This window comes from Halorubrum sp. BV1 (genome assembly GCF_000746205.1).
Lineage (GTDB): Archaea > Halobacteriota > Halobacteria > Halobacteriales > Haloferacaceae > Halorubrum.
Genome location: NZ_JQKV01000001.1, coordinates 681,245 through 704,265, shown reverse-complemented (window position 1 = coordinate 704,265; position 23,021 = coordinate 681,245). Strand labels below are relative to the sequence as shown.

Genomic DNA, 23,021 nt, shown 5'->3' with positions numbered 1-23,021 from the left:
AGTGAGTGCGAATACCGCCAGCGCGGGTAAAAAGGCTACGAGTTGGGGGCGTCACACGACGTCGGTGCCGCGGCCGCTCCGGCTGAACGCGCTCGCTGTGTGCGCCGACCGTAACGACTAATACTACTTAGTAATATCACTTGGTTGTATGCACGGATACGACGGCTTCGCAGACGTGAGCGAGACGGACGTAACGCAAGCGATCGGCACCGAGTGGACCGACGGGTTCCTCGATTTCACGGATTCAGAGGTCATTATCCTCGGCGGCGGCCCCTCCGGGCTGATGGCCGCGAAGGAGCTTGCAGAGCGCGGCGTGAAGGTGATGATAGTCGAGAAGAACAACTACCTCGGCGGCGGGTTCTGGCTCGGCGGCTTCCTGATGAATACGGTGACGGTCCGCGATCCGGCTCAGGAGATCTTGGCGGACCTCGACGTCGATTACGAGCCGGTCGAGGACGTCGACGGCCTCTACACCGCCCCCGGGCCGGAGGCCTGTTCGGGACTCATCAAGGCGGCGTGCGACGCCGGCGCGCGCGTCCAGAACATGACGGAGTTCACCGATCTCGTGATCCGCGAGGACCACGAGGTCGGCGGGATCGTGATGAACTGGACGCCGGTGCACGCGCTCCCGCGCGAGATCACCTGCGTCGACCCGATCGCGGTCGAGTCCGACCTCGTGATCGACGCGACCGGCCACGACGCAGTCGCTATCAGCAAACTCGACGAGCGCGGCGTGCTCTCCGCGCCCGGGATCGAACACGCGAAAGAACACAACACCGGGATGGACCAGACCGACGACGGTCAGTACGGTGCGCCCGGCCACGACTCGCCCGGCCACGATTCGATGTGGGTCGGCGAGAGCGAGGACGCCGTCGTCGAGCACACCGGCGTCGTTCACGACGGCCTGATCGCCTCGGGGATGGCGGTCGCGACCGCTCACGGGCTCCCGCGGATGGGGCCGACGTTCGGCGCGATGCTGGTGTCGGGCAAGCGCGCCGCGCAGTCAGCCCTCGACGAACTCGGCGTCGACGAGCCCGAAGTCAGGCTCTCTGCGGGCGGCGAACCGGCTCCCGCCGACGACTGAACCGCTGTGCCCGTCGGATCGACTGAGTGAGAACCGCTGTGCCCGTCGATTAGTTCTCGCGGCGGGCGAACGCGAGGTTACCGGAGACGTTCTTGATGTAGGCGTTGACCGTCTCGCCCTCCTGTGCGCCGGGAACGAAGACCGTGTACTCGCCGCGCTCTGCGACCCCGTCGCCCTTGCGGCCGGTGCCGACGATCTCGAGTTCGTACGTCTTGCCCGACTCGATGGCTTCCTCCTGCCGCGTTGTGTTCTGCGTGTTCTGTTTCGCGACCGGACGGAACGCCCCGCAGGCCTCACAGCGGAGCATCGGCGTGCGATTTTCGGTCTCCAATCGCGTGTCGGGGAGGCCACACTCCGAACAGGTGACGAACGACTCGATGTACGAGTCGATGGCAGCTTGGAAATCGCGCTCGCGGAAGTTCCCGCTGTAACGGGCGCGGCCGTCCTCGTACTGGCCGGCGGTACCGAGCTCCTGCTGGATCTTCGAGTGGACGTGCTCCGGGTCGCGGCTCAAGGCGTCCGCGATGGCGGAGAGATTCGTCAGGCGCGTGAACGCGCCGTCTTTCTGCGTCTCCGGGTCCGGCACCGACAGCCGCTCGTCGGAACCGCCGAGGTCCGGCACTTCCTCCATCGCGCGGTCGAGGCTCGATTCGTAGTCCATACGCGAGCGGACGACCGCGCGACGGAAATCGCTTCCGGGTTCGGAACGCGGAAAGAACACATGTGACCGACAGACCCCGCGAGAATCAATGACCGGCGATGGAAGGCGACCGCACCGCTTCCGATGTGGCGTTCGTCCAGAAGATAGCGGGAGGTAGATTTGAACTACCGATCTCCGGGTTATGAGCCCGGCGGAATCTCCTGGCTATCCCATCCCGCTATCATAGCAAACTCGCGTGCGACTGTTAAGGGTTCTGATCCCGTCGCCCGTGTGCGATTCGTCCACGATGCGTTTATATACCTCATTCCGTTCGCGCCGGCACCTCACTCCCCGTCGCGTGCGGCGGCCGCGTACTGACGCCGGAACCAGATCGTCGCGAGGCTTCCGACGGCGAAGGCGATCGGAAGGACGGCCTCGGCGGGGTCGCCGGAGAGCAGTCGCGGTGCCGTTATCCCCGCCATCAGCGCGAACGACAGTCCCAACAGCCCCACGATCGGCTCTATGTACCCGTCGGTGGCCGTCGGTCGACCGGATTCGTCGCTCATACCCTCCTCCTCGTCGCCGATCCGATAAAACCCCACGACGACGCACGCCCGATCTCCTCGGTGACGTCCGGGTCGCCCGCCGACAACTCCCCACGCCAGCTTGCAGCGGCCGCAAACACTATCATAGATCATAAATAGTGATAGATCGATGCGAAAACCGTTACTCACGACGGACTTTCTCGACCGAGCGAGACGTCACTACGCTGATGAGGAGGCCGTGCTCGCGGTCGATGGAACGCGATACACCTACGCCGAACTCGGCGACCGCGCGGACCGGTTCTCGGCCGCGCTCCAAGAGCGGGGAATCGAGAAGGGCGACCGCGTCGCGGTGTTGGACCCGAACACGCACTACCACCTCGAAGCCGCCTACGGAGCGATGCAGGTCGGCGCGGTCCACACGCCGCTCAACTACCGGCTCACGCCCGACGACTTCGCGTACATGCTCTCCGACGCGGGCGTCGACGCGATCTACGCCGACGCCGAGTACGCGGCGAACGTCGAGGCCGTCCGCGAGGAGGTCCCGACGGACGTCTTCCTCACGAACGACGCCGACGCGGTCGAGGGCGACTGGGAGTCGTTCGACGGCGCGCTCGCGGACGCGGACCCCGCGGCCTACGAGCGCCCGGAGATGGACGAAGACGACGTGATCACGATAAACTACACCTCCGGGACGACCGGCGACCCGAAGGGCGTCTGTCGCACCCATCGCGCCGAGACGCTGCACGCGTACCTCATAACCATCCACTTGGAGATCACGGACGACGACGTGTACCTCTGGACGCTCCCGATGTTCCACGTCAACGGCTGGGGACACATCTACGCGATCACGGGAATGGGCGCGAGACACATCTGCACCCGCGGCGTCGACGTGGCGGAGACGTTCGATCGGATCCGCACCGAGGACGTCTCGTACTTCTGTGCGGCACCGACCGTCCTCAACATGCTCGGCGACCACCACGCCGAACACGGCGGAGCGACGACCGGAGAGAACCCGGTGCGGGTCGCGACCGCCGGTGCCGCGCCGCCGGAGGCGACGATCCGCACGGTCGAAGCGGAGTTCGGCTGGGAGCTAAAACACGTGTACGGCGCGACCGAGACCGGACCGCTCGTGACCACGTCGGACGCCAAGCGACACTACGAGTCCGGCTCCGACGACCGGTTCGCGGTGAAAAAGACGCAGGGGATCGGGTATCTGGGGACCGACGTCCGTGTCGTCGACGAGGACGGCGACGACGTGGCTCCCGACGGCGAAACGATAGGCGAGGTCGTCGTCCGCGGCAACCAGGTGATGGACCGCTACTGGGAGAAGCCCGAGGCCACAGCGGAAGCCTTCTCCGAGCGACTGGAGGGGTACTACCACATGGGCGATCTGGCCGTCGTCGACGAGGACGGCTTCATCTCCATTCAAGATCGGAAAAAGGACATCATCATCTCCGGCGGCGAGAACATCTCCTCTATCGAGTTGGAAGACACCCTCTTCGAACACGAGGTCGTCACCGACGTGGCGGTCATTCCCGCGCCTGACGAACGGTGGGGAGAAACGCCGAAGGCGTTCGTCGTCCCCGAGGGCGGCGACCCCGACGACCCGGGCGCGACTGCCGAGGAACTCACGGCGCTCGTGCGCGAGCGCGTCGCCGACTACAAGACGCCCGGCGAGGTCGAGTTCGTCGCTGAACTGCCGACGACCGCGACGGGAAAGATCCAGAAGTACGAGCTTCGCGAGCAGGAGTGGGACGACGAGGACCGGATGGTCGGAGAGGGGTAGCTACTCTCCGCCGAGCAGGCTGTCGACGAGTTCTTCGGGCTCGAACAGCGTGATGTCGTCGTACCCCTGACCGGTGCCAAGAAAGAGGATCGGCTTGCCGGTGACGTACGCCACGGAGATGGCCGCGCCGCCGGAGGAGTCGGCGTCGGCCTTCGTGAGGATCGCGCCGTCGATCTCGGCCGCGTCGTTGAACTCTTTCGCGCGGTTGACCGCGTCCTGTCCCGCGACCGCCTCGTCGACGAAAAGCGTCATGTCGGGGTCGACGACGCGGTCGATCTTCTCCAGTTGCGCCATCAGGTCGTCGCTCGTGTGGAGCCGGCCGGCCGTGTCGCCGAGGACGACGTCGACGTCGTTGGCCTCGGCGTACTCCACGCCGTCGTAGATGACGGCCGCGGGGTCGCCGCCCTGGTCGTGTGCGATCAGCTCGCGGTCCAGCCGGTCGGCGTGCTCTGCGATCTGCTCGTTTGCGCCCGCCCGGTAGGTGTCGCCGTTGGCGAGGACGGAAGAGTACCCCCGCTCGTCGAGCCACTCTGAGAGCTTCGCGATGCTCGTCGTCTTCCCGACGCCGTTGACGCCGGTGAAGACGATGGTCACGGGCTTTTCCGCCTCGGCGATCCGCTCTTCGAAGTCGAACTGGCCGACGGCGATCACGTCGAGCAAGGCGTCGTGAAGCGCCGATTCGACGAGTTCGCCCGTCGTCTCCACCTGCTTTCGCGACTCGCCGAGCATCTTCTCGCGGACGGTGTCGAGGATGCGCTCTGCGACGCTCATCTCCACGTCACTCTCTAAGAGCGCCATCTCGAGGTCCCAAAGCGGCTCTTCGAGGTCCTCCTCCTCGATGATAATCCGGCCGGTCGCGAACGCCTTCGCGCGCTGGAACGTGCTCGGTTCGTCGTCTCCGTCGTCTGTCTCGTCTGCCGACACCGCCGAGCCGTCGGTCGCGTCAGCGGCGTCGCTAGCCGATATCGGCGAGCCGCCGCTGTCTGCGTCGTCGTCGGCTGCCGCCTCGTCTGCGGTCCCGTTCTCGCCGGCCGGCGACTCGTCGTGCGCTTCGGGCTCTTCGACCTCGGCGCTCTCCTCGACGTCCTTCCGGAACCCGGAGAGCTTGTCTTTCAGTCCGTCGAACACGGTTCGTCGCTACTCCTCGTCGTCTGCCGCCTGCTGCATCTGCTGCATCTGCTGTTGCTGCTGTTGTTGCATCTGCTGTTGCATCTGCTGGGCCTGCTGTTCGAGTTCGTCGCTCTCGGACTCGAGTTCGTCGATGTCCGCCTGCGTCTCCTCGATCCGGTCGTCGAGCGACTCCTGTTTGCGTCGGAGCACGTCGATGGCGTCGCCCTGCTCCTGCTCTGCGGAGTAGTTGCCGCCGAGTGAGACGATGATCTCGTCGATGTCCTGCACTTCGGCGCGGACGTACGCGCCGCCGCCGAGCGGGACCTGTACCGTCGAGCCCGTATCGAGCGTCTCGATCGCCTCCACCGCGTCGTCGATGTCGCTTTTCTCCTCGCGGTAGTCGTCAACCTCGGCTTCGAGCGCCTCGATCTCCTCGTCGAGCGCCTGCAGTTCCTGTGAGAGCTGCTGGAGCTGCTGTTGTCCGCCGCCCATCATGCCGCGGACACCTCCTCGATTTCGATCTGCGTACGCTTCCGGTTGTGCTGACTTCCGACTGTCGTGTAGATGCGCTCGCGCGCGAGTGACTCGTTTTCCGCTTCGACTTCTTTCGTGAAGGGTTGGTGGCCGTCTCGACTCTGGAACTGTCCACTCACCGTGTAGGTACTCATGTTCCTCGTTCCGGCAGGGACAGGGAAGTATCTTCCTAAAAAACAGAGCCGCGGGAAACGCGCCGAAACGGTCGTATCGGTGCTCCTCAGAACCTGACGAGACGAACGACGGGAGAACCGCGGTGCCGGGATCGGACCCGAACGGAACGGTCAGTCGATGAACCCGAGCGTCTCTTCGATCCGACCGAGTTCCGGTCCTGTCGTCTCTTCGCCGACCACGTACCCGTGGTCGTTGGCGACGAGCCCCGAACCGACGAGCGGCGCACCGTAGTTGATCGTGCCGAGATCGGCACGGACGTCAAGCGCGTCCTCGACGGCTTGTAGCTCCGATTCAGCCGATTTCGGATGACAGAGCACGCCGGTGTCGTTCGCGACCGCGGCGGTGCCGACGGTCCGAACGTCGCCTAGGTCGCCGCGGACGACGGGCACGTCGAGCGTGTCCCTGATCGTCGTGATCGCCTCGCGCGCGAGGTCGGGGTGGACGTACGCACCGTAGTCGTTCGCGAGGACGACGTTGCCGGCGGCGTTGATCTCTCCGGGGAGTTCGCTGACCTGGCGGTCCGCGGCCTCGGCGATCCGCGACCGCTCGCGGTCTGTCGCACGCGGCGAGACGAGAATACCGTTCTCGTTGCCGACGGCTAACGCGCCGACGGTGTTGGCTCCGCCGACGGTCGTCTGGAGGGGTGTCGCGGACAGTTCCTCGCCGAGCGCGTCCGCGAGTTCCTCGTCGGCGTCCGGTCTGACCAAGAGGAGGTCGTCGACGACGCGGGCGAACACCCCGACGTACGACGAGCCGGTGAAAGTCGCCCGTAACACGCTACTCGGCGTATTCGGCTTCGACGACGGGCTCGCCGTCCTCGACGAAGCGGGCCGCGCGGACGCGGACCTTGCTCGGCGGGTTCTGCCGGCCGTTCGCCCAGACCGCCTCGTTGACGGAGGTGTCGAGCACGACGTCCGCCTCGTCGACGGAGAAGTGCTGTGCGAGGTGTTCGCGGACGATCTTCATGGCGAAGTCGGCGCGCTCCTGTACGGGCTTGTCGTTGGCGTCGCGGAGCGGGACGGTGACGACGCGCTCCTCGAAATCACTCGTCGACATTTACTCGTCCAGGTCGTTCCGACGCCAGTTGCGCCGCTTGGGGTTTCGCGTGACGTTCATGTCGGTCTTCATCATGACCCACGCCGGGACGCGGGTGTTCTGGCGCTCCGCCTTCGCCAGACGCTTCTTTTGAGCCTTCGATTTGTCTCCCATAGTAGCCCCACGTTTCCGCGGAGCGCATAAAACCCCTTCCATACCGCGTCGCTCGGGTGCGTCACGTCGCGGGTCCGAGTCGTCACCTCCGCCGCCCCGCCTGTGCGCTGCTGTCTACTCGCACCGTGTGCTGCCGCCCTCACGCCTCCCGCGCAGTCGACGCCTCACGCCTCCCGCTCGCAGATCCCGCGGTAGATCCGCCGACACCGCTCCAGCACGTCGATCCCGACGCTCTCCGTGTCGGTGTGCGCCTCGCCGGGTTCTGCGGCCCCGCAGACGAGACAGGCGGTGCCCGCCTCGGCGAGCCACCCGGCGTCGGTCGCGTGGGGCTTCACAACGTGTTCCGGCGCGCCGGGGTCGCGATCGGCGCTCCCGCGGCCGCCGGCCTCGTGCACCTCGCGGGCAACCGAGAGCGCCGCGTCCGCGAAGTCGGCGTCCTCGCAGGCCATCGGCGGGAGATCCTGATCGACGGTCCACTCCACGCCCGTCACGGCCGCCTCAACCCGACCGAGGTCGGCCCGGTCGTCGGGGACCGTCCGCTCGTCGATCGTGACCGCACACCGCTCCGGGATCACGTTCCACGTCTCGCCCCCCTCGACGATCGTGACTGCCAGCGACCCCGTGACCGACTCGCCGAAGACGGTCGCGCTCGGCGCGTCCAGGTCGCGGACGACGTCGATCGCGTCGCTCGCCCGATAGACCGCGTTCTCGCCCGCCTCGGGCTCCGAGGCGTGCGCCGCGGTGCCGCTGGCGACGAGCGTCGACGCGCGCCGCCCCTTGTGCGCGACGGCGACGTCCGTGACGCCGGGCGCAGAGTAGCCGGTCGACCCCTCGGCGACGACCGCGCGGTCCGGGGCGAACCCCTCCGCTATCGCGTGTCTCGCCCCCGTTCCGCCCTCTTCTTCGCCGGCGAACGAGGCGACGGCGAGCGTCCGCCCCGGCGGCGGCGTCGCGTCCCGGAACGCGAGCAGGCAGGCCGCGAGCGACCCCTTCATGTCCGCCGTGCCACGGCCGCGGAGCCGACCGTCGCTGCGCTCGACGACGTACTCGCCGTCCGTCCCCGCGCCGACCGTCTGCCGCTCGGCGGGCGGAACCACGTCGTGGTGGCCGACCAGCGCGAGCGTCTCGCTGCCCGCCCGACCGGACCCTCCCGGCGGCTCCCTGTACGCGAGCACGTTGCCGACGGCGTCGCGCTCGACGCGGGCGTCCGTCTCCGCGCGGAGCCACGACTCGATCGCGTCGCCGGCGGCGGTCTCGTCCTCGTGTGACGGTATCGCGACCAGCCGCTCCGTCAGGTCGACGAGGTCACTCATTCGCGGTCGACCCCCGCCTCTGTCTCGTGGTCCGCCTCCGTCCCGCGGTCCGCCTCCGTCTCGTGGTCCGCCTCACCCTCGCTGTCGACGCCATCGTCCGCTTTCTTCCGGGCGCGGTCGGCCGCGAGCTGCCTGTCGATGTCGTCTTCGACGTATCCCATCGACTCCACGGTAACCACGTTGCCGCCGCCGGGGTCGACGACCATCACCTCTTCGCCCTCCGCGATCGTCCCCTCGATGGCTCGCGCGGAGTAGTACGGGTTGAATCCGCCGCCGGCGAGTTTCACCTCGCCGCCCGCGGCCGTGACCTCCTCCGTGACGGTGCCGGTCTTCCCCTTCAGCGAGTCGCTGTCGGTCGTCTGCTGTTGACCCTTCCCGCCGTACAGGTCGAACTCGCGGTAGCCGTAGAAGGCGGCCGCGCCGAACCCGAGCGTCAGAAGCGCCATGACGATCGCGAGCCCCGCGCCCGCGACACCGACGCTCGCCAGGAGGAGGCCGCCGAGGCCGGCTCCGATGAGCGCGATGCCGACGACGATGAAGTTCGCCCCCGGAGCGATCGCCTCCGCCATCGAGAGCAACAGCCCGGCCGTCAACAACAGGAGCGGGAGGGTCTCGGGGGCAAAAAGCCCCGACTGCGCGAGCGCGTTCATGTCCGGACGTACGGCTGCGTCGGCATAAGTGGTGGTGCGGGACGCCGAGGCCGTCCCCGCACGACCGCCTCGCGGCCGGAGCCAAACGAGCGGGCGAGGCGACCGTCAGAAGCCGGGTGCGACCGTCAGAAGCCGAGCACGAAGACCCCGACGGTCAGTGCCACGCCGAGCGCGACGAAGACGGCGTTTTCGAGGTCTATCGTCCCGGGCTCTATCGGCTCGTCCGCGGGCGTGTGCGTGTCTTCGGTGACTCCGTTCGGTCCGACCTCGTCGACGGAGAACCGCCACTGACTCTCGTCTTCGTCGCCCTCGCGCGCCTCGTTTGCCCGGCTCCGAACGTTGTCGCGGTCCTCGCGGCTCATACCCACGCTACGCGAGGCGATAGTAAATGACTGGCGGGCGGCGGGAGACGCCGGCCGTGACCGCGTTCGTGACCGGCTCCGTTACCGGCTCCGTGCCGCCGCGATCACGTCGCCGTCGTAGACGATACCGCGCTCGCCGTCGACGGTGACCGTCTCGCCGTCGGCGACGCGCTCCGGCAGCGTCGCGCCGGAGACCATCGGGACCCCGAGTTCGCGGGCGACCACGGCCGGGTAGCCGGTCATCCCCTCGCGGGCGTCGATGATGCCGGCGATCGCATCGAGGCCTCCCGTGAACTCCCCCTCGAATCCGGGTCCGAGCGCGACGATCGACCCGCTTGGAACCTCGTCGAGCGCGCCGTCTGTGACGCGGTACACGGGAGCCGCCGTGTGTCCGCTGACGACCGCCTTCCCGGTCACGAGCGTCTCGGCCGCGACGTGGACCTTGAGGGTGTTCGTCGTGTTCGTCCCCTCGAACTCGGTCAACATCCCGGAGAGGACGACGAGCGTGTCGCCCGACTCGGCACCGCCCGTGTCGAGCGCGGCGTCGACCGCGTTATCGAGGATCGTCTCCATGTCGTGGGCGTACTCGCTCAACACCGGACGGACGCCCCATGTGAGCGCGAGCTGGCGGCGGATCCGGTCGTCCGGAGTCGTCGCGACCACCGGGACGCCGGGACGGAACATCGCGGTCTTGCGCGCCGTGAAGCCGGACTCGGAGACCGCGACGATCGTCGACGCGCCGATGTCGCGGGCGAGGTAGCGCGCGGAGCGCGCCAGCGCCTCGGTTCGAGACCCCTCGTCCGCGGTCGGGACGCGCTGTTCTCGCGTCTCTGCGTACTCGTTGCTCCCCTCGACCTGCCGGACGATCCGGTCCATCGTCTCGACGACGTTGACCGGGTCGTCGCCGATCGCGGTCTCGCCGGAGAGCATCACCGCGTCCGTTCCGTCGAGGACAGCGTTCGCGACGTCCGAGGCCTCGGCGCGGGTCGGCCGCCGCGAGGCGACCATCGAGTCGAGCATCTCGGTCGCGGTGATCACGGGGACGCCCTGGTTGACGCACGTCCGGATGATCCGCTTTTGGATCACGGGCACGTCTTCGAGCGGACACTCCACGCCGAGGTCGCCGCGCGCGACCATCACGCCGTCTGCGGCGTCGACTATCCCTTCGAGGTTCTCCACCGCCCCGGCGCGTTCGATCTTGGCGACGATCGGGATGTCGTCGCCGCCGCGGGCCTCGAGCTCGTCGGCGATCGTGTAGACGTCGTCGGCGTCGCGCACGAACGAGGCCGCGACGAAGTCGGCGTCGGTCCGCGCCGCCAAGTCGAGTTCGGCCTCGTCTTCGGGCGTGATCAGGTCGACGTCGATGGCGACGCCCGGGAGGTTCACACCCTTTCGGGAGCCGAGATCCCCGCCGGAGACGACGGTCGCGGTCACCGACTCGCCGTCGACGCCGTCGACGCGGCACTCGATTCGGCCGTCGTCGAGGAGCACGGTGTCGCCCGGTCCCGCGGCCGCGATCGAGTGAGTGAGACCGATCCGGTCGGGCGTGGCGTCGTCGGCCTCGACGAACGTCACCGTCGACCCCTCGACGATCGTGATCGGCTCGTCGATCTCGGCGGTCCGGACCTCTGGCCCTTTCAGATCGACCATCACCGCGAGCGGGTCGTCGATCTCGGCGTCCACGGCGCGGGCGCGCTCGATAACGGTCTCTCTGTGGTCCGTCGTTCCGTGGCTGGCGTTCAGTCGGACGACGGACATCCCCGCCGCGGCGAGGTCGCGGATCGTGTCCCTATCGTCCGAGGCGGGACCGATCGTACAGACGATCTTGGCGTTTCGCATACCGCTCGGTTCGACGCAGAGGCGGAAAAAGCCACACGGTTGAGTCGACTCCGAGTGAATGTTCGTGACAGTCTGTCTTCGCCTCACTCCGGCCGATTCCGACGATCACGCCGCGTCGGCACCGAAGTCCCCGTCGCGGATCGCGGCCTCCGCGTCGGCGAGCGCCGCGTCGGCGTCGAAGCGATCGACTATCGCCTCCAGTTCCGCGTCGTCGGCGTCTGCGAGGTCGCGAGCGTGCGCGGTGACGTTCGGCACGGCGCGGATCAGGTTGTCGATGATCGGCACGCTCGCGGTCTGCGGCGACCGGCTTCCCGGATTGAGATCGATCACGATCTCGGTTTTCCCCATCTCGTCGAGCGCCGCCGCGCGGTCGCCGTCCTCCAAGGGAACGACGACCACGTCAGCCGACTCGATGCCGTCGGCGTCGACGGTCCCGCGAGCGTGTGACAGACCGGGGATCTCGCCGTCCGCGGCCAGCCCCTTCACCTCGTCCGCGCCGTGATCGCGGAGGTGGGCCGCGATCCGGCGCACTCGCTCGTCGGTGTGGTTGAAGAGGTTCACTTCCAGATCCGCGTCGACGACCGCGGCGAGTTCGACGGTCTCTCCCGGCACGAGCGCCGCGACGTTTCCGTTCACCGATATCACCGGGTGATCCGCCGCAAGGAGCGCGGCCGCGGCGGCGCGGGCGGCGGCGTCCGCACTCGGCACGGTCCGCTCGCCGAGGAGGTAATCGAACGCCTCGCCGCGCCCCTGCGCGATGAGTCCCTGCTTCGAGGTGATACCCGCCTCGACGCCCGCCTCGATACGGTGGCGCGTCACGAGCGACGCGTATCGCGGGTGATCCTCGGGGATGTCCGTCTCGGTCATGCCCGCCGTTGTCGGTGCGACGAGTAAAGCGCCCCGTTCCCGCTCGACGCGGATGGTGCCACCGCAGCAAACGTTATTGCGATACGACACGAACATCGGGTGATGGCTGACCGTTCCGGCACGTACACGGTGGTGGAACCGTGCAACGACCACGGAACGACGACGCTCCGCGAGCACCCGCGGAACAGCACCGTTCACGTCGTCGAATACGGCGACTCGGAGGTGGAGTCCGCGCTCTCCGACCTCGACGCCGGCACGGTCGTCAGGGTCGAACTCGCACGCGAGGGTCGCCGCGGGAACGCGTGGCGCGCCGAGACGGCGCAGCCGGTGAGCGCGGACCCCGCATAAACTGCCGTTCGTCACCGCCGAACGAGCCTACGTGACACCGAGCCGCTTCGGAGCCTATCGTCGTTTTCACTCTGCGGATCGACGGACACACTGTGTCGGCGCACATTCCACCCGCACGCAATGTCACCCACGCGTGACTCGTCTCTTTGCCGGTGTGCGGCGATACGCGGATCGATTATATGACCCCGATGCGAACGACCGACCATGACTGACCCGACAGACGGTCCGACGCCACCGGAGGGACTTCCCAGCGGGCTCGCTGCCGACCTACGCGAGCTGTCTCCATCCGAACTCCGCGCGACGATCGTCCACGCGCAGGAACTGCTCCGATCTCACGGCGAGACGGACTCACCGATCGAACCAGAACCCGGCGATGACATCCTCCGGGTCACCGAACACGACGGCTACACCGAGGTCGTAAAACAGACCCGCTGTGCGGACGGCTGTGCCGACTGCCCGCACGGGCCATACCTCTACCACGTCATCGACGAGCCGCGACCGGACGGGAGCCACGCGCCGCACTGGTCGTTCATGGGAGCGGTTCGGACCGACGACGAGTGAGGGTGGCGGTCGATCCGCTGACGCGTGTCAGCGAGGGTTCAACCCCCAGATTCCGGCCCGAACGAACACCAGCACCGGAATAATCTCGAGCCGCCCGATCCACATGTTGAAGACGAACATCCCCTCGGCCAGCGGCGACATCGACGGCCCGGTGATTCCCGTGGAGAGCCCGACGTTCCCCTGTGCGCTGGCGACTTCGAACAGCGCGTCGGCGTAGCCGAACTCCGGGGCGGCGACGTTGACGAGAACGACGCTCCCGACAACGAGGGCGACGATCCACAGCAGAGTGACGATGGCGGCTTCGCCGAACTCACGTTCCATCGTTTCGCGGTCCAGCGTCCGATCGCCGAGACGCCCGGTGACGACCGCGCTCTTCGGCAGAAACACGCGGGAGAACTGCCAGGCGATACCGCGTGCGACCGTGTATCCACGGATGACCTTGATTCCGCCCACGGTTGACCCGGCGGCACCGCCGAGGACCATCGCGCCGACGACGAGCACCTTCGCGCCGGCGACCCACCGGCCTATCGGGGCCGACTGGAACCCCGTGCAGGTCAGAGCGCTGACCCACTGAAACGTCGAGTCCCGAACGGCGTCGAGCTGCGCTCCGTCGAGTATCGGGCCGGAAACCGGAAGGAACGATCCCGTCGCGAACGCTCCCGGTGCCGCCTGGACGGATGCGGCGTTCTGTATCGAGAGGATCACCACGCCGACTCCGAGCAGCGCGAACAGCCACCGTGTCTGGAGGTCCGCGGCCAGTTCGTGGAGGCTCCGGTCCCGGAGCACCACGAAGTGGACGGGGAAGGCGATCGCGCCGAGGGTCATGATCGGCACCAACGCCGCCTCGACTAACGGAGAGCCGTACGTCGCGATCGAGTTGTCCGTGACGGAGAATCCGCCCGTCGTGAGTCCCGTCATGGCGTGGTTGAGCGCCTGCCAAGCGGTTTCGCCGAGAGAGAGTGACTCGGCGTACGCGCTCCCGCTTGCGGAGATTGAAACGAACAACAGCAAAAAGGCCAAAAGCGTGTATCCGACGACGAGCTTCCAGACCGTCCGGACCGTCGAGACGACGCTCGGGTGGATCTTCTGCTCTCTGGCCTCGCTCCGGTAGAGCGCGTAACTCCCGCTGCCGGGCCGCGAGAGAATAGAGACGGTGAGGACGATGACGCCGACGCCGCCGACCCACTGAATGAACGACCGCCACCACTGGACCGCCCGCGGCAGCGATGGCTCGTGGACCGCCATCGTCAGTCCGCTTCCGGTCCATCCGCTCATGCTTTCGAAGAAGGCGTGGAGCGGGTCACGGAAGTATCCGAGACTGGAGAGCGTCGTGGTTCCGCCGACTTCGATCGGTTCCCACGAAGCCGTGTCCGCGGCGGCAGGGACGAACGCGTCCATCGCGGCCGGTGGCGTCGCCCACGCCGTGAGAAACAGAGGAAGCGCACCGAACACCGCGACCATGAGCCACCCGCCAGCCGCGATGACCATACCGTGTTTCATCTTCGGCTCCGGGGCGTCGGCGAACCGGCGATAGGCGACCCCGCCGACGAGCGCCGTCAGACCACCCGCAAGGAGGAAACCAAGTGCGGCGTAGAGTTCACTAAATGCGAGGGCGACGACGACGGAGACCGTCATCAGCCCGGACTCCATCAGGAGGAGCGAGCCGATGTCACGGGCGATGATTCCCAGATCAGACGGGAGCCGGCCGCCGTTCGGACCGGTCATCTCAGGCGTGGTTCTCCACATGACCAAAGATGTCCGTCACCTCCGGGGTTACACCGATCCCCGAGTAGACCGTGAGCAGATCGCCAGCCTCGATGCGTGTGGTTCCACGCGGCGTAATTGGGGTCTCCTCACTGTCCCGCTCGACGGCGACGATCAAGGTTTGGCCGCCGATGAGATCCGCCTCGTCCGCCTCCCGAAGCGTCTTGCCGGCGATCGGCGCGTCTGGCCCGACGGTGATCTCGAACACCTCCGCCTCCTCGCCGATGTGCATGAAATCGATGACCGACGGACGACTCACGGCTCGGTAGAGATACTCCGCGATCAGGCTCTGTGGATTCTGCATCGTGTTGACGCCGATCTGTTCGAACACGCTCATGTGTTCGGGGTTGTGAACGACCGAAACGATGTTCGGGATCGACAGCTCTTGGGCCAGTAGACAGACCATGATGTTCGTCGCGTCCTGATCCGTCGTCGAGATGAGCGCGTCCGCCCGGTCGGCTCCGGCGTCCTGTAGCGTCTCTTTCGAGGTCGCGTCGTCGTTGAGCACGAGACAGTCGTACTGCCTCGACGCTCGCTCGGCCCGTTCCTCGTCGCGCTCGATGACGACGACCTCGTTGCCGCTGTCGGTCGCGAGATCGACGAGCGGTGTCCCGATGTCGCCCGCACCCACGACGATCAGATACATGTTACGACGGTTCCGCGGCGACCACCGAAAGGCTACCGCTCCGGCACAACGGAGATGGAGAGATCCTCACCGCTCGCCGACCAGCCGCTCCCACAGCGACCGCGCGGACGATCCGCGAGAGCAGTCCGCGCTCTGTCGTCTCACTATCACGAGGTCGTGCTCCTCGCTGACGCGACCGATCGTCTCCGGAGTCGACGACCGACAGTCGGGAGGCGTCGCAGCCGACCGTGTCCCGGAGCGCAAGCGCCTCTTCCTCATTCGTCCGAATCCGCTCGCGGAAGCGCAAGTACGGGGAGAGCCGCGTTAGTCACCAACTTCAGCGACAGATCGCCGGAGAGGAACTGCATGAGTCGGTTTCCGCCACGGGAGCGGTAGGCGATCGCGCTCGCATCGACCTCGTCTGCCGCATCGAAGATCGCGCCGACGACGTCATGGGCGTACGCGGTGTGGTCGTCGGCGTCAGGGAACACCGACCGGACGGCCGCGTACGACTCGGCCGCGAGGTCTTCGGACTGCTCGATCGGCGTCTTGTCGGGGACGCCCTCGCCCTTCTCGACGACGTGTAGCGCGGTCACGCGATCCGGGTCGTACGGTGCGAGCGCGCGCGCTGTAGCTAGGGCGTCTTCTTCGTGAGCGACCGGAAGGAGTACGTGTCCGAGCAGGTCCTGCCCGTCAGTGTCGTCGGTGCTCGTCATACGAACACTACTGTCCTCGCCGGTTAAGAAGCTACGTTCTCTGACATCGCTCCGCTAGAAGACGCCAGAGGCGTCTTTCAGGGCGACACTGCACCCGAGCGACGCGTCCCGAACCGGACCGTCACCGCGTGTCGATCGCCGAGATGAACACCGCGAGCACCGGGACGATCTCTAGCCGACCGATCCACATCAGGAACACCATCAGCAGCTTCGACGTGTCGGGGAAAAACAGATAACTCCCGAAGGGGCCTAACCGACCGAATCCCGGTCCGATATTTCCGATCGTCGCGAGCGACGCGCTCGTCGACTCAAGCATCGTTAGCTGAATCCCGATCCGTGCGGCGTCGAGAGAGAGAAGGACCGCCGAGACGCCGAACAGGACGAGATAGAGAATGGTGAACGCCATGATACCGCGGATCGCGTCCTCGTCGACGACGCTCCCGCTGAGACGGATCGGCTGCACGACGTCGGGATGTGCGGAAGTGAAGAGTTCTCGGCGGATCGCCTTCCCGACGATGAGCCACCGAACGATTTTGACGCCCCCGCCGGTCGAGCCGGCCGACCCGCCGATAAACATCGCGAACATGAGGAGGATCTGGGTGTGCGTCTCCCACTGCGCGAAGTCGGCGGTCGCGTACCCGGTCGAGTTCAGAAGCGAGGCGATCTGAAACGTCGCCTGCCGGAGCGAGTTTTCGGCGACCCCCTGGGTCACACCGCCCAGTTCGATGGGTGGAGCCGCGCCGCGGAACAGGAGCACCGCGAGAACGGCGGTCACGACGGCGGTCGCGCCGGCGTACGCGCGAAACTCGGCATTCTCAAGCATGATCTGCGTCTCACCGCGTAACACATGCCAGAACAGCGCGAAGTTGACACCGGCGACGACCATGAACGGGATGACGACCCACTGGACGGCTGCCGAGAACGCGCCGATGCTGTCGGCTTCGGGCGAGAATCCGCCGGTTGGAAGGGTGGTAAACCCGTGGGCGATCGCGTTGTATAGGTCCATGTTCGGTGCCATTCCGCCGAGGTGAAGCCCGTATAAGAGTACAATGTACACCACGGTAAAGCCGAAGTAGATGAGCCAGAGCGCGCGCGCGGTCTCTGCGATCTTCGGCGTGAGTTTCTGTAGTTCCGGACCGGGGGCCTCCGATTCCATCAGTTGGGCACCGTTGACCGCGACCTCCGGGAGGATGGCGATCATCAGCACGATGATACCCATCCCGCCGAGCCACTGCGTGAGCTGACGCCACATCAGCACGGCGTGAGAGTGGCGATCGGTGCTGATTTCACCGAGTATCGTCGCGCCTGTGGTGGTGAACCCGCTCATCGACTCGAACAGTGCGTTGACGATCGACTCCGTGAACGCGCCGGCCGACCCGACCTGGAGCCCGACCGTAGACGCGGTACCGTACCCCGCAAGAAGGTAGGGGATCGTGCCGATGACCGCGGCGGTGATCCACGCGAGCGAGACGAAAAGCAGCGCCTCGCGCGGCCCGAGATCGGGGTCGGGATCGATCCGTTCTACGACGACCCCGATGCCGGCGACGAGCACCATCGAGACGAGAAACACCCAGATGTCCTCGCCGTACGCGATCGCTACGACCAGCGGCACCAGCATCGTGACGGCGAGGTACTTGATTCCGACCCCGAGAAGCCCGACGCTCGCCTTCCAGTTGACGCCCCAGGACATGAATGTTCGATCGATGTGAGAGTGGCCGGTTCCCTGTATTAAACTGTCGAAGGAACGACCGCGGCGCCGCCTGGTCTGTCTTCGAATGTTGGTCAGATCTCGACTCGCGGTGTGCCGTCACGAGGTCCAGAACGCCTTCGTGAACAGCACGAGCACGGGGATTATCTCGATCCGACCGATCCACATGAGGACGACCATCACGGCTCGGGTGCTCATCGGGAAGGTCGCGAACGTCCCGTACGGACCCGCAGCGCCGAACGCGGGGCCGATGTTGAGAAACGTCGTCGCCGCTGCGCCGAGCGCCTCGAATTCGGTCACGCGGAGCCCGGATCGCTCCGCGTCGACAACGATCACCACGGTGAGAAGAAAGAAAATGACGATGCTCAACAGCAGGTACGCGTAGATGTCGCGGATGGCCCCCTCGTCGATCGGCTTTTCAGAGATGCGGACCGGACGCACCGCTTCCGGATGGATGGCGGTGTAGAGGTTCCGTCGGAACGACTTCAGCGCGACCAGCCACCGGAGCGACTTGATCGAACACGTGGTCGACCCGACCATCCCGCCGACGAACATCCCCATGAACAGGATGTGCTTCGCCGCCGGTGCCCACGTCACGTAATCGGTGCTCGCGTACCCCGTCGTCGTCACGATCGAGACGACGTTGAACACGGCGTGGCGAAGCGTTCCTTCGACACCGTATCCGATCCCGGGATCGAAGAATAGCCCGAGGGCGACGATCGACGCGAAGAGGGCCATCGCACCGAGATAGAAGTGAAACTCCTCGTTTTTCAACAGGCGCATCGGTTCGCCGTTGATAGCGAAATAGATGAGTACGAAGCTCGTCGAGCCGATCACCATGAACGGGACGACCGCCCACTGAATGGCCGGATGAAACGCGCCGACGGAGAGCGGCTCCGGCGAGAACCCGGCGGTCGCGACCGATGTGAACGCGTGCGCGACCGCGTTGTACAGGTCCATCCGAGGGTCGACGGCGAGCCCGAGCAGGAAGTAGACGACGACCGCGAGCCCGGTGAGCCCGAAGTAGATTCCCCAGATGAGCTGTGCCGTCCGCGAGATCTTGGGCGCGAGTTTGTTGATGTCCTGCGTTTGCGTCTCCGACTCCATCAGCTGGGCCCCGCCGACGCCGACCTCCGAGAGCACCGCGGTCGCGAGGATCAAGATCCCGAGGCCGCCGAGCCACTGAATCACCTGTCGCCACATCATGACCGAGCGGGAGTGGACCGAGAAGTCGACGAGAACCGTCGCACCGGTCGTCGTCAGTCCGCTCATCGACTCGAACAGTGCGTTCACCGGGTGTGCGGTCGTTCCGTCGCCGGCGACGACGAACGGAATCGCGCCGACGACGGCGACGAGAAACCAAATGAGCGCCACCGCGAGGAACGCCTCGCGGGGACCGAGGTTGCTGTTCGGATCGCCAAGCCTCCGAAATCCGGCTCCAAGTGCGACCGAGACCGCGATCGCCGCAACGAAGGGGAGCGGCGACTCACCGTAGTAGAGCGCTACCAACAGTGGGAACGCCAGCGGGACGGGGAGAGCGGCGAGGATGTCCCCGGAGAGCCCGACGCTCGCACGCCAACCGACTCGCACCGTGGGTCTCACGGGCGTGTCACGCCATCGAGGTGATGGCTCCGATAGCGTCGGACTCCGCAAGGAGAATAACGTGATCGCCGGCCTGAAGCACGGTATCGCCACGAGGGGTAACAAGCGCGTGATCGCGGGTGATCGCGCCGATGACGAACCGCGCGTCGGTCTCGGCGACGATCTCCGAGATCGGTCGTCCGACGAGGCCGCAGCCCTCAGTGAGTTCCAATTCGAGGACTTCGGCCTGATCGTTCTCCAGCACGGCGATGTTTTCGGCGACGCTCTCGTAGGTGAACCGCGTGATCTCTTCTGCGGTCACGGTGCGCGGGTTGATCGCGATGTCGATACCGATTTCCTCGAACACAGTGACGTAATCGGGGCTGTCCACGACCGCGATCACCCGGTCGACGCCGAGCCGCTTCGCGAGCACGGAGATGAGCAGGTTCTTTTCGTCCGACCCGAGTGCGGTGACGACGATGTCGGCCTCGTCGACGTGCTCCCGCGTGAGGAACTCCGCGTCTGTCGCGTCGTGTTCCATCACGACGGTTTTCGGGAGATTCTCCGCGAGCCAGCGGGCGCGACCGGAGTCTTGTTCTATCACCCGTGGCTTGAAGTCGCGTTCTTCGAGGAGCCTCGCCGTTTGGTATCCGATCTCGCTTCCGCCGACAACGACGATCTCGTCGGCGCGGCCAGGGGTCGTCTGCGGCGCGACGTCTGTCGCGAACGCTTGCACGCTCTCGGGGCTCCCTATAACTACCGCACGGTCGCCGACCGTGATTCCGGTGTCGCCGCGTGGGATGGTCATCTCGCCGTCGCGGAACAGCCCGACGAACGTGAGAGACTCGAAGCGGTCCGCCTCCGAGACCGTCTGCCCGGCCACGGGACTCCCCTCGGCGATCTCGAACTCGGCCATCTGCACCAGACCACCCGCGAACGGATCGACGTCGACGGCGGCCGGAAGGCCGATGACGCGAACGATGTTCTCGGCCGTCAGCAGGTCCGTACACACCATAAAATCGACGCCGAACGCGCCTTCGTTCCCCTGCCACGTCCGGAGGAAGTCCGTGCTCTTCACGCGCGCGATGGTGAACCCATCACCGAGCGTCTTCGCGGTCCCGCAGGCGACGAGATTCGTCTGGTCGTTATCGGTGCAGGCAATGACCATGTCTGCGCGGCCGACGTCCGCCGCGGTCTGGATCTCCGAACTCGTGCCGTCGCCGGCGATGGTGAGAACGTCGAGTTCGTACTTGAGCTGTTCCGCTCGGTCCGGGTCAACGTCGACGACGACGACCTCGTGGTCCGACGCGAGACTCGCGGCGATACTCGTCCCGACCTCGCCGGCCCCGATAACGACCACGTGCATAGCCACACCGAGTTACCCGAGACTGAAGTTCGTTACTATCGGAATCCCGGATCGACGCGACCGCGACCCGGAGAAGAGACGGCCCGAGCGATCAGTCCCCGCCGAACGCGCTCGGTTCCTCCCACGAGTTCCGTCCCGAGACGGTGCGCTGCGGGAACGGGATCGAGATGTCCTCCTCGTCGAACCGCTCTTTGACCGCCTTCACGTAGTCGGCGCGGGTCTTCACGAAGTCCGCGCGCGAGGGGTCGTCGATCCAGATCCGCGACTGCAACCCGACGTACGAGTCCGCCAGCTCCGTCAGCCGCACCGACGGGGCGGGGTCGTCCAGAATGGCCTCGCTCCGCTCCGCCTCCTCCACGATGATCTCCGTCGCCTTGTCGATGTCGTCCTCGTAGTCGATCCCGAAGACGAACTTCAGCCGGAGGGTCTTCTTCGCGACGGGGTTTTTGATCACGTCGCCCGTGAGCACGTTGTTCGGTACCGTGAGCAGTTCGTTATCGAACGTTCGGACACGGGTCACACGGAGCGAGATGTCCTCGACGACGCCGGAGTTCCCCTGCCACTCGATCCAGTCGCCGATCCGGAACGGTTTGTCCGTGAAGATGAACACCCCAGCGACGAAGTTCTTGAGCACGTCTTGGAGCGCGAATCCGATGGCGAGCGTCGCCGCGGCCCCGATCGTCGCCAGCGACTGCAGGAAGTCGCCGTAGCCGGCCGCGCCGAACGCGACCGTGACTCCGGCGAAGAAGACGACGAACGTCAGCAGCTTCTGTAGCGGCTTCCGCGCGTGATCGTCGAGCCCCCGGCGGTTGAACACCCGCTCGAAAAGCGGCGCGATGGCGATCTTAAACACCACGTACACCGCCGCGAGTACGGTAAGGAACGTCCCCGCGTCGACGACCGTGCCGGTGAAGGGTCCGAGATACGGGTCCAGTGCGCCGCCGACAGCGACGACGGCTCGCGCCGGGGGCGCGGCGGCCATCAGTGGAGCACCGCCGTGTTCCCGCGCGTCTCTATCAGTTCCGCGTCGACCGCGTCGGCGAGTTCAGCGGCGAGCTCGTCGGTCGTCGTCCCGCCGCGAGCGGCGCGGAGGAACTTCACCTTGACGAGCTTGCTGTCGTCGAGTTGGTCTCCGAGTTCGTCGACGACCGCGTCGATACCGTGTTTCCCGACCCAGACGGTGACGTCGAGGTCGTGTGCCTCCTTGCGAAGCTGTTGGTCGCTCATACGGACGCAACACGCCCGTGACCATTGAAGCTTGAGGTTCGGCGGTCGAAGGGGAGGATCGGCGGTCGGAGATGATGCTCGGCGGTCGGAGATGATGCTCGGCGGTCGGAGATGATGCTCGGCGGTCCGAGTGCGGTTCTCGTGTCGACTCGCCTCAGCGGTCGGTGACGCCGTCGGCGTCCATCCGCGACACTTCTTCTTCGAGCCACTCGCGCAACCACTTCACGCGTTTTATCCGCTGGTGGGCGATGCTCTCTGCGCTGTCGGAGACGACGCGCTCGGTGTGGTCGTGTGCGCGCTGTAAGACGCGGTCGACCATCTTCGCGGCGTCCATGTGCGTGCGGGACTCGTATCCCATCCGCAGGAGCATCAGGACCGCGCCGTTCGCGCCGACCTTATCGAGCACGTCCGCTTCGATCAGGCACCGGCTCTCCAAGGGCACGTCGTCGAGGTCACCGGTGTACGAGTGGTCGACGACCGCGCCGCACACCTCGTCGACGAACCACTCCGGGTAGTCGCCGCGGCTCGTGAGGTACTCGCGGGCGACGCGCGCGCCGGCCTCGGCGTGGACGTCCTGTTCGGCCTCCAGTTTCGCGACGTCGTGGAACACCGCCGCGACGCGGACCACGTCGAGGTCGGCGCTCTCCGACGCCGCGATCTCGGTCGCGAGGTCGACGACGTTGAGGATGTGGTTAAACCGGTAGTCGGCCGAGTGCCACGGATACCACCGCATCCGACCGCCATCGTCCTCGCTCTCGACGCTGGCTGCGAGGTAATCTCTCACAAACGCTTTCATCTCGGCGAACTCCTCGTCGCTCACCTCCGTTTCCTTAATCTCGACGCCCACGGGAACCACCTCGGACGAAAAACTCATGATTCATTACCGTGACCGAGGAGCGTTTCGTTCTTAGGCGTTACGACGGTGCCGCGACGGCGGTCGAGCGGTGCCATATCGCCGTCACGGCGGTGCGGTGTCGGCGGCCCAACCCGGTCGGTGACCCCTCGCAGCCGG

27 protein-coding genes and 1 tRNA gene are annotated in these 23,021 nt (G+C 66.3%); 4 read left to right on the top strand and 24 right to left on the bottom strand.

Annotated elements, in window-relative coordinates:
- Nucleotides 1-148 precede the first annotated feature (148 nt).
- On the top strand, nt 149-1,084 hold the full coding sequence (locus EP28_RS03465; RefSeq protein ID WP_049982602.1) for a thiazole biosynthesis protein: 936 nt from the start codon (nt 149-151) through the stop codon (nt 1,082-1,084).
- Between the two features lie 49 nt (nt 1,085-1,133).
- Here EP28_RS03465 and EP28_RS03460 read toward each other — a convergent pair whose 3' ends face one another.
- From EP28_RS03460 to EP28_RS14635, 4 genes are all read right to left on the bottom strand, one after another.
- Nucleotides 1,134-1,745 carry a translation initiation factor IF-2 subunit beta gene (locus tag EP28_RS03460; RefSeq protein ID WP_049982601.1) on the bottom strand — a complete coding sequence of 204 codons (612 nt, stop codon included), beginning with the start codon at nt 1,743-1,745 and terminating at the stop codon, nt 1,134-1,136.
- A gap of 144 nt (nt 1,746-1,889) precedes the next feature.
- Nucleotides 1,890-1,964 (bottom strand) — tRNA-Met (locus EP28_RS03455).
- 104 nt (nt 1,965-2,068) lie between these two features.
- Nucleotides 2,069-2,290, bottom strand: coding sequence for a hypothetical protein (locus EP28_RS03450; protein WP_049982600.1), 222 nt, complete (start codon nt 2,288-2,290; stop codon nt 2,069-2,071).
- A complete protein-coding gene (locus EP28_RS14635) occupies nt 2,287-2,415 on the bottom strand; it encodes a hypothetical protein (RefSeq protein ID WP_255358265.1) in 129 nt (42 codons plus the stop codon). The genes EP28_RS03450 and EP28_RS14635 overlap by 4 nt, the downstream gene beginning before the upstream one ends.
- Nucleotides 2,416-2,438: 23 nt before the next feature.
- Between EP28_RS14635 and EP28_RS03445 the strand changes: the two genes are divergently transcribed.
- On the top strand, nt 2,439-4,055 hold the full coding sequence (locus tag EP28_RS03445; protein WP_049982599.1) for a long-chain-fatty-acid--CoA ligase: 1,617 nt from the start codon (nt 2,439-2,441) through the stop codon (nt 4,053-4,055).
- Here the strand turns inward: EP28_RS03445 and ftsY are convergent, their stop codons facing one another.
- From ftsY to EP28_RS03390, 11 genes are all read right to left on the bottom strand, one after another.
- On the bottom strand, nt 4,056-5,183 hold the full coding sequence (ftsY, locus tag EP28_RS03440) for a signal recognition particle-docking protein FtsY (RefSeq protein WP_049982598.1): 1,128 nt from the start codon (nt 5,181-5,183) through the stop codon (nt 4,056-4,058).
- A 9-nt stretch (nt 5,184-5,192) separates the two neighbouring features.
- Complete coding sequence (gene pfdA / locus EP28_RS03435; protein ID WP_049982597.1) at nt 5,193-5,657, bottom strand: prefoldin subunit alpha; 465 nt, start codon at nt 5,655-5,657, stop codon at nt 5,193-5,195.
- Nucleotides 5,657-5,833: a 50S ribosomal protein L18Ae gene (rpl18a, locus tag EP28_RS03430; protein ID WP_049982596.1), complete on the bottom strand. Its 177-nt coding sequence runs from the start codon at nt 5,831-5,833 to the stop codon at nt 5,657-5,659. Before rpl18a ends, pfdA begins: the two co-directional genes overlap by 1 nt.
- Nucleotides 5,834-5,983: 150 nt before the next feature.
- Nucleotides 5,984-6,649 carry a translation initiation factor IF-6 gene (locus EP28_RS03425; RefSeq protein WP_049982595.1) on the bottom strand — a complete coding sequence of 222 codons (666 nt, stop codon included), beginning with the start codon at nt 6,647-6,649 and terminating at the stop codon, nt 5,984-5,986.
- Nucleotide 6,650: 1 nt separating this feature from the next.
- Nucleotides 6,651-6,929 (bottom strand): 50S ribosomal protein L31e, encoded by a 279-nt coding sequence (locus EP28_RS03420; RefSeq protein WP_049982594.1) that lies wholly within the window; start codon nt 6,927-6,929, stop codon nt 6,651-6,653.
- A complete protein-coding gene (locus tag EP28_RS03415; RefSeq protein WP_004050128.1) occupies nt 6,930-7,082 on the bottom strand; it encodes a 50S ribosomal protein L39e in 153 nt (50 codons plus the stop codon).
- 164 nt (nt 7,083-7,246) lie between these two features.
- Entirely contained in the window at nt 7,247-8,395 is a 1,149-nt protein-coding gene (locus tag EP28_RS03410) for a M20 family metallopeptidase (RefSeq protein WP_049982593.1), read from the bottom strand.
- Nucleotides 8,392-9,045 carry an NfeD family protein gene (locus EP28_RS03405; RefSeq protein WP_049982592.1) on the bottom strand — a complete coding sequence of 218 codons (654 nt, stop codon included), beginning with the start codon at nt 9,043-9,045 and terminating at the stop codon, nt 8,392-8,394. The genes EP28_RS03410 and EP28_RS03405 overlap by 4 nt, the downstream gene beginning before the upstream one ends.
- 125 nt (nt 9,046-9,170) lie before the next feature.
- Entirely contained in the window at nt 9,171-9,407 is a 237-nt protein-coding gene (locus EP28_RS03400; protein ID WP_049982591.1) for a DUF7312 domain-containing protein, read from the bottom strand.
- An 81-nt stretch (nt 9,408-9,488) separates the two neighbouring features.
- Complete coding sequence (gene pyk / locus EP28_RS03395) at nt 9,489-11,246, bottom strand: pyruvate kinase (protein ID WP_049982590.1); 1,758 nt, start codon at nt 11,244-11,246, stop codon at nt 9,489-9,491.
- Nucleotides 11,247-11,351: 105 nt separating this feature from the next.
- Complete coding sequence (locus tag EP28_RS03390) at nt 11,352-12,113, bottom strand: 4-phosphopantoate--beta-alanine ligase (protein ID WP_049982589.1); 762 nt, start codon at nt 12,111-12,113, stop codon at nt 11,352-11,354.
- 102 nt (nt 12,114-12,215) lie between these two features.
- On the opposite strand from EP28_RS03390, the gene EP28_RS03385 reads away from it, so the two are divergent.
- The gene (locus EP28_RS03385) at nt 12,216-12,461 is read left to right on the top strand and encodes a DUF7999 family protein (protein ID WP_049982588.1); all 246 of its coding nucleotides are present in this window, start codon (nt 12,216-12,218) and stop codon (nt 12,459-12,461) included.
- Nucleotides 12,462-12,665: 204 nt separating this feature from the next.
- A complete protein-coding gene (locus EP28_RS03380; RefSeq protein ID WP_049982587.1) occupies nt 12,666-13,022 on the top strand; it encodes a hypothetical protein in 357 nt (118 codons plus the stop codon).
- Nucleotides 13,023-13,049: 27 nt separating this feature from the next.
- Here the strand turns inward: EP28_RS03380 and EP28_RS03375 are convergent, their stop codons facing one another.
- From EP28_RS03375 to EP28_RS03335, 9 genes are all read right to left on the bottom strand, one after another.
- The gene (locus tag EP28_RS03375; protein ID WP_049982586.1) at nt 13,050-14,747 is read right to left on the bottom strand and encodes a potassium transporter TrkG; all 1,698 of its coding nucleotides are present in this window, start codon (nt 14,745-14,747) and stop codon (nt 13,050-13,052) included.
- A gap of 1 nt (nt 14,748) precedes the next feature.
- On the bottom strand, nt 14,749-15,432 hold the full coding sequence (locus EP28_RS03370; RefSeq protein ID WP_049982585.1) for a potassium channel family protein: 684 nt from the start codon (nt 15,430-15,432) through the stop codon (nt 14,749-14,751).
- 254 nt (nt 15,433-15,686) lie between these two features.
- Nucleotides 15,687-16,127, bottom strand: coding sequence for a universal stress protein (locus EP28_RS03365; RefSeq protein ID WP_049982584.1), 441 nt, complete (start codon nt 16,125-16,127; stop codon nt 15,687-15,689).
- Between the two features lie 121 nt (nt 16,128-16,248).
- A complete protein-coding gene (locus tag EP28_RS03360) occupies nt 16,249-17,817 on the bottom strand; it encodes a TrkH family potassium uptake protein (RefSeq protein ID WP_049982583.1) in 1,569 nt (522 codons plus the stop codon).
- 117 nt (nt 17,818-17,934) lie between these two features.
- Nucleotides 17,935-19,437, bottom strand: coding sequence for a TrkH family potassium uptake protein (locus EP28_RS03355; protein WP_049982582.1), 1,503 nt, complete (start codon nt 19,435-19,437; stop codon nt 17,935-17,937).
- Nucleotides 19,438-19,444: 7 nt separating this feature from the next.
- Complete coding sequence (gene trkA / locus EP28_RS03350) at nt 19,445-20,782, bottom strand: Trk system potassium transporter TrkA (RefSeq protein WP_049982581.1); 1,338 nt, start codon at nt 20,780-20,782, stop codon at nt 19,445-19,447.
- 91 nt (nt 20,783-20,873) lie between these two features.
- Complete coding sequence (locus EP28_RS03345) at nt 20,874-21,764, bottom strand: mechanosensitive ion channel family protein (RefSeq protein WP_049982580.1); 891 nt, start codon at nt 21,762-21,764, stop codon at nt 20,874-20,876.
- The gene (locus EP28_RS03340; RefSeq protein ID WP_049982579.1) at nt 21,764-22,009 is read right to left on the bottom strand and encodes a YhbY family RNA-binding protein; all 246 of its coding nucleotides are present in this window, start codon (nt 22,007-22,009) and stop codon (nt 21,764-21,766) included. The genes EP28_RS03345 and EP28_RS03340 overlap by 1 nt, the downstream gene beginning before the upstream one ends.
- A 154-nt stretch (nt 22,010-22,163) precedes the next feature.
- A complete protein-coding gene (locus EP28_RS03335; protein WP_049982578.1) occupies nt 22,164-22,865 on the bottom strand; it encodes an HD domain-containing protein in 702 nt (233 codons plus the stop codon).
- Nucleotides 22,866-23,021 lie beyond the last annotated feature (156 nt).

Bases quoted from the DNA above. Each gene is read 5' to 3' on its own strand.
- EP28_RS03370 (WP_049982585.1), bottom strand. From the start codon at position 15,432: ATGTATCTGATCGTCGTGGGTGCGGGCGACATCGGGACACCGCTCGTC.
- rpl18a (WP_049982596.1), bottom strand. From the start codon at position 5,833: ATGAGTACCTACACGGTGAGTGGACAGTTCCAGAGTCGAGACGGCCAC.
- EP28_RS03360 (WP_049982583.1), bottom strand. From the start codon at position 17,817: ATGTCCTGGGGCGTCAACTGGAAGGCGAGCGTCGGGCTTCTCGGGGTC.
- trkA (WP_049982581.1), bottom strand. From the start codon at position 20,782: ATGCACGTGGTCGTTATCGGGGCCGGCGAGGTCGGGACGAGTATCGCC.
- EP28_RS03375 (WP_049982586.1), bottom strand. From the start codon at position 14,747: ATGACCGGTCCGAACGGCGGCCGGCTCCCGTCTGATCTGGGAATCATC.
- EP28_RS03390 (WP_049982589.1), bottom strand. From the start codon at position 12,113: ATGACCGAGACGGACATCCCCGAGGATCACCCGCGATACGCGTCGCTC.
- EP28_RS03450 (WP_049982600.1), bottom strand. From the start codon at position 2,290: ATGAGCGACGAATCCGGTCGACCGACGGCCACCGACGGGTACATAGAG.
- EP28_RS03380 (WP_049982587.1), top strand. From the start codon at position 12,666: ATGACTGACCCGACAGACGGTCCGACGCCACCGGAGGGACTTCCCAGC.
- pfdA (WP_049982597.1), bottom strand. From the start codon at position 5,657: ATGGGCGGCGGACAACAGCAGCTCCAGCAGCTCTCACAGGAACTGCAG.
- EP28_RS03400 (WP_049982591.1), bottom strand. From the start codon at position 9,407: ATGAGCCGCGAGGACCGCGACAACGTTCGGAGCCGGGCAAACGAGGCG.
- EP28_RS03385 (WP_049982588.1), top strand. From the start codon at position 12,216: ATGGCTGACCGTTCCGGCACGTACACGGTGGTGGAACCGTGCAACGAC.
- EP28_RS03410 (WP_049982593.1), bottom strand. From the start codon at position 8,395: ATGAGTGACCTCGTCGACCTGACGGAGCGGCTGGTCGCGATACCGTCA.
- EP28_RS03405 (WP_049982592.1), bottom strand. From the start codon at position 9,045: ATGAACGCGCTCGCGCAGTCGGGGCTTTTTGCCCCCGAGACCCTCCCG.
- EP28_RS03345 (WP_049982580.1), bottom strand. From the start codon at position 21,764: ATGGCCGCCGCGCCCCCGGCGCGAGCCGTCGTCGCTGTCGGCGGCGCA.
- EP28_RS03460 (WP_049982601.1), bottom strand. From the start codon at position 1,745: ATGGACTACGAATCGAGCCTCGACCGCGCGATGGAGGAAGTGCCGGAC.
- EP28_RS03465 (WP_049982602.1), top strand. From the start codon at position 149: ATGCACGGATACGACGGCTTCGCAGACGTGAGCGAGACGGACGTAACG.
- EP28_RS14635 (WP_255358265.1), bottom strand. From the start codon at position 2,415: ATGATAGTGTTTGCGGCCGCTGCAAGCTGGCGTGGGGAGTTGTCGGCG.
- pyk (WP_049982590.1), bottom strand. From the start codon at position 11,246: ATGCGAAACGCCAAGATCGTCTGTACGATCGGTCCCGCCTCGGACGAT.
- EP28_RS03415 (WP_004050128.1), bottom strand. From the start codon at position 7,082: ATGGGAGACAAATCGAAGGCTCAAAAGAAGCGTCTGGCGAAGGCGGAG.
- EP28_RS03340 (WP_049982579.1), bottom strand. From the start codon at position 22,009: ATGAGCGACCAACAGCTTCGCAAGGAGGCACACGACCTCGACGTCACC.
- EP28_RS03365 (WP_049982584.1), bottom strand. From the start codon at position 16,127: ATGACGAGCACCGACGACACTGACGGGCAGGACCTGCTCGGACACGTA.
- EP28_RS03420 (WP_049982594.1), bottom strand. From the start codon at position 6,929: ATGTCGACGAGTGATTTCGAGGAGCGCGTCGTCACCGTCCCGCTCCGC.
- EP28_RS03445 (WP_049982599.1), top strand. From the start codon at position 2,439: ATGCGAAAACCGTTACTCACGACGGACTTTCTCGACCGAGCGAGACGT.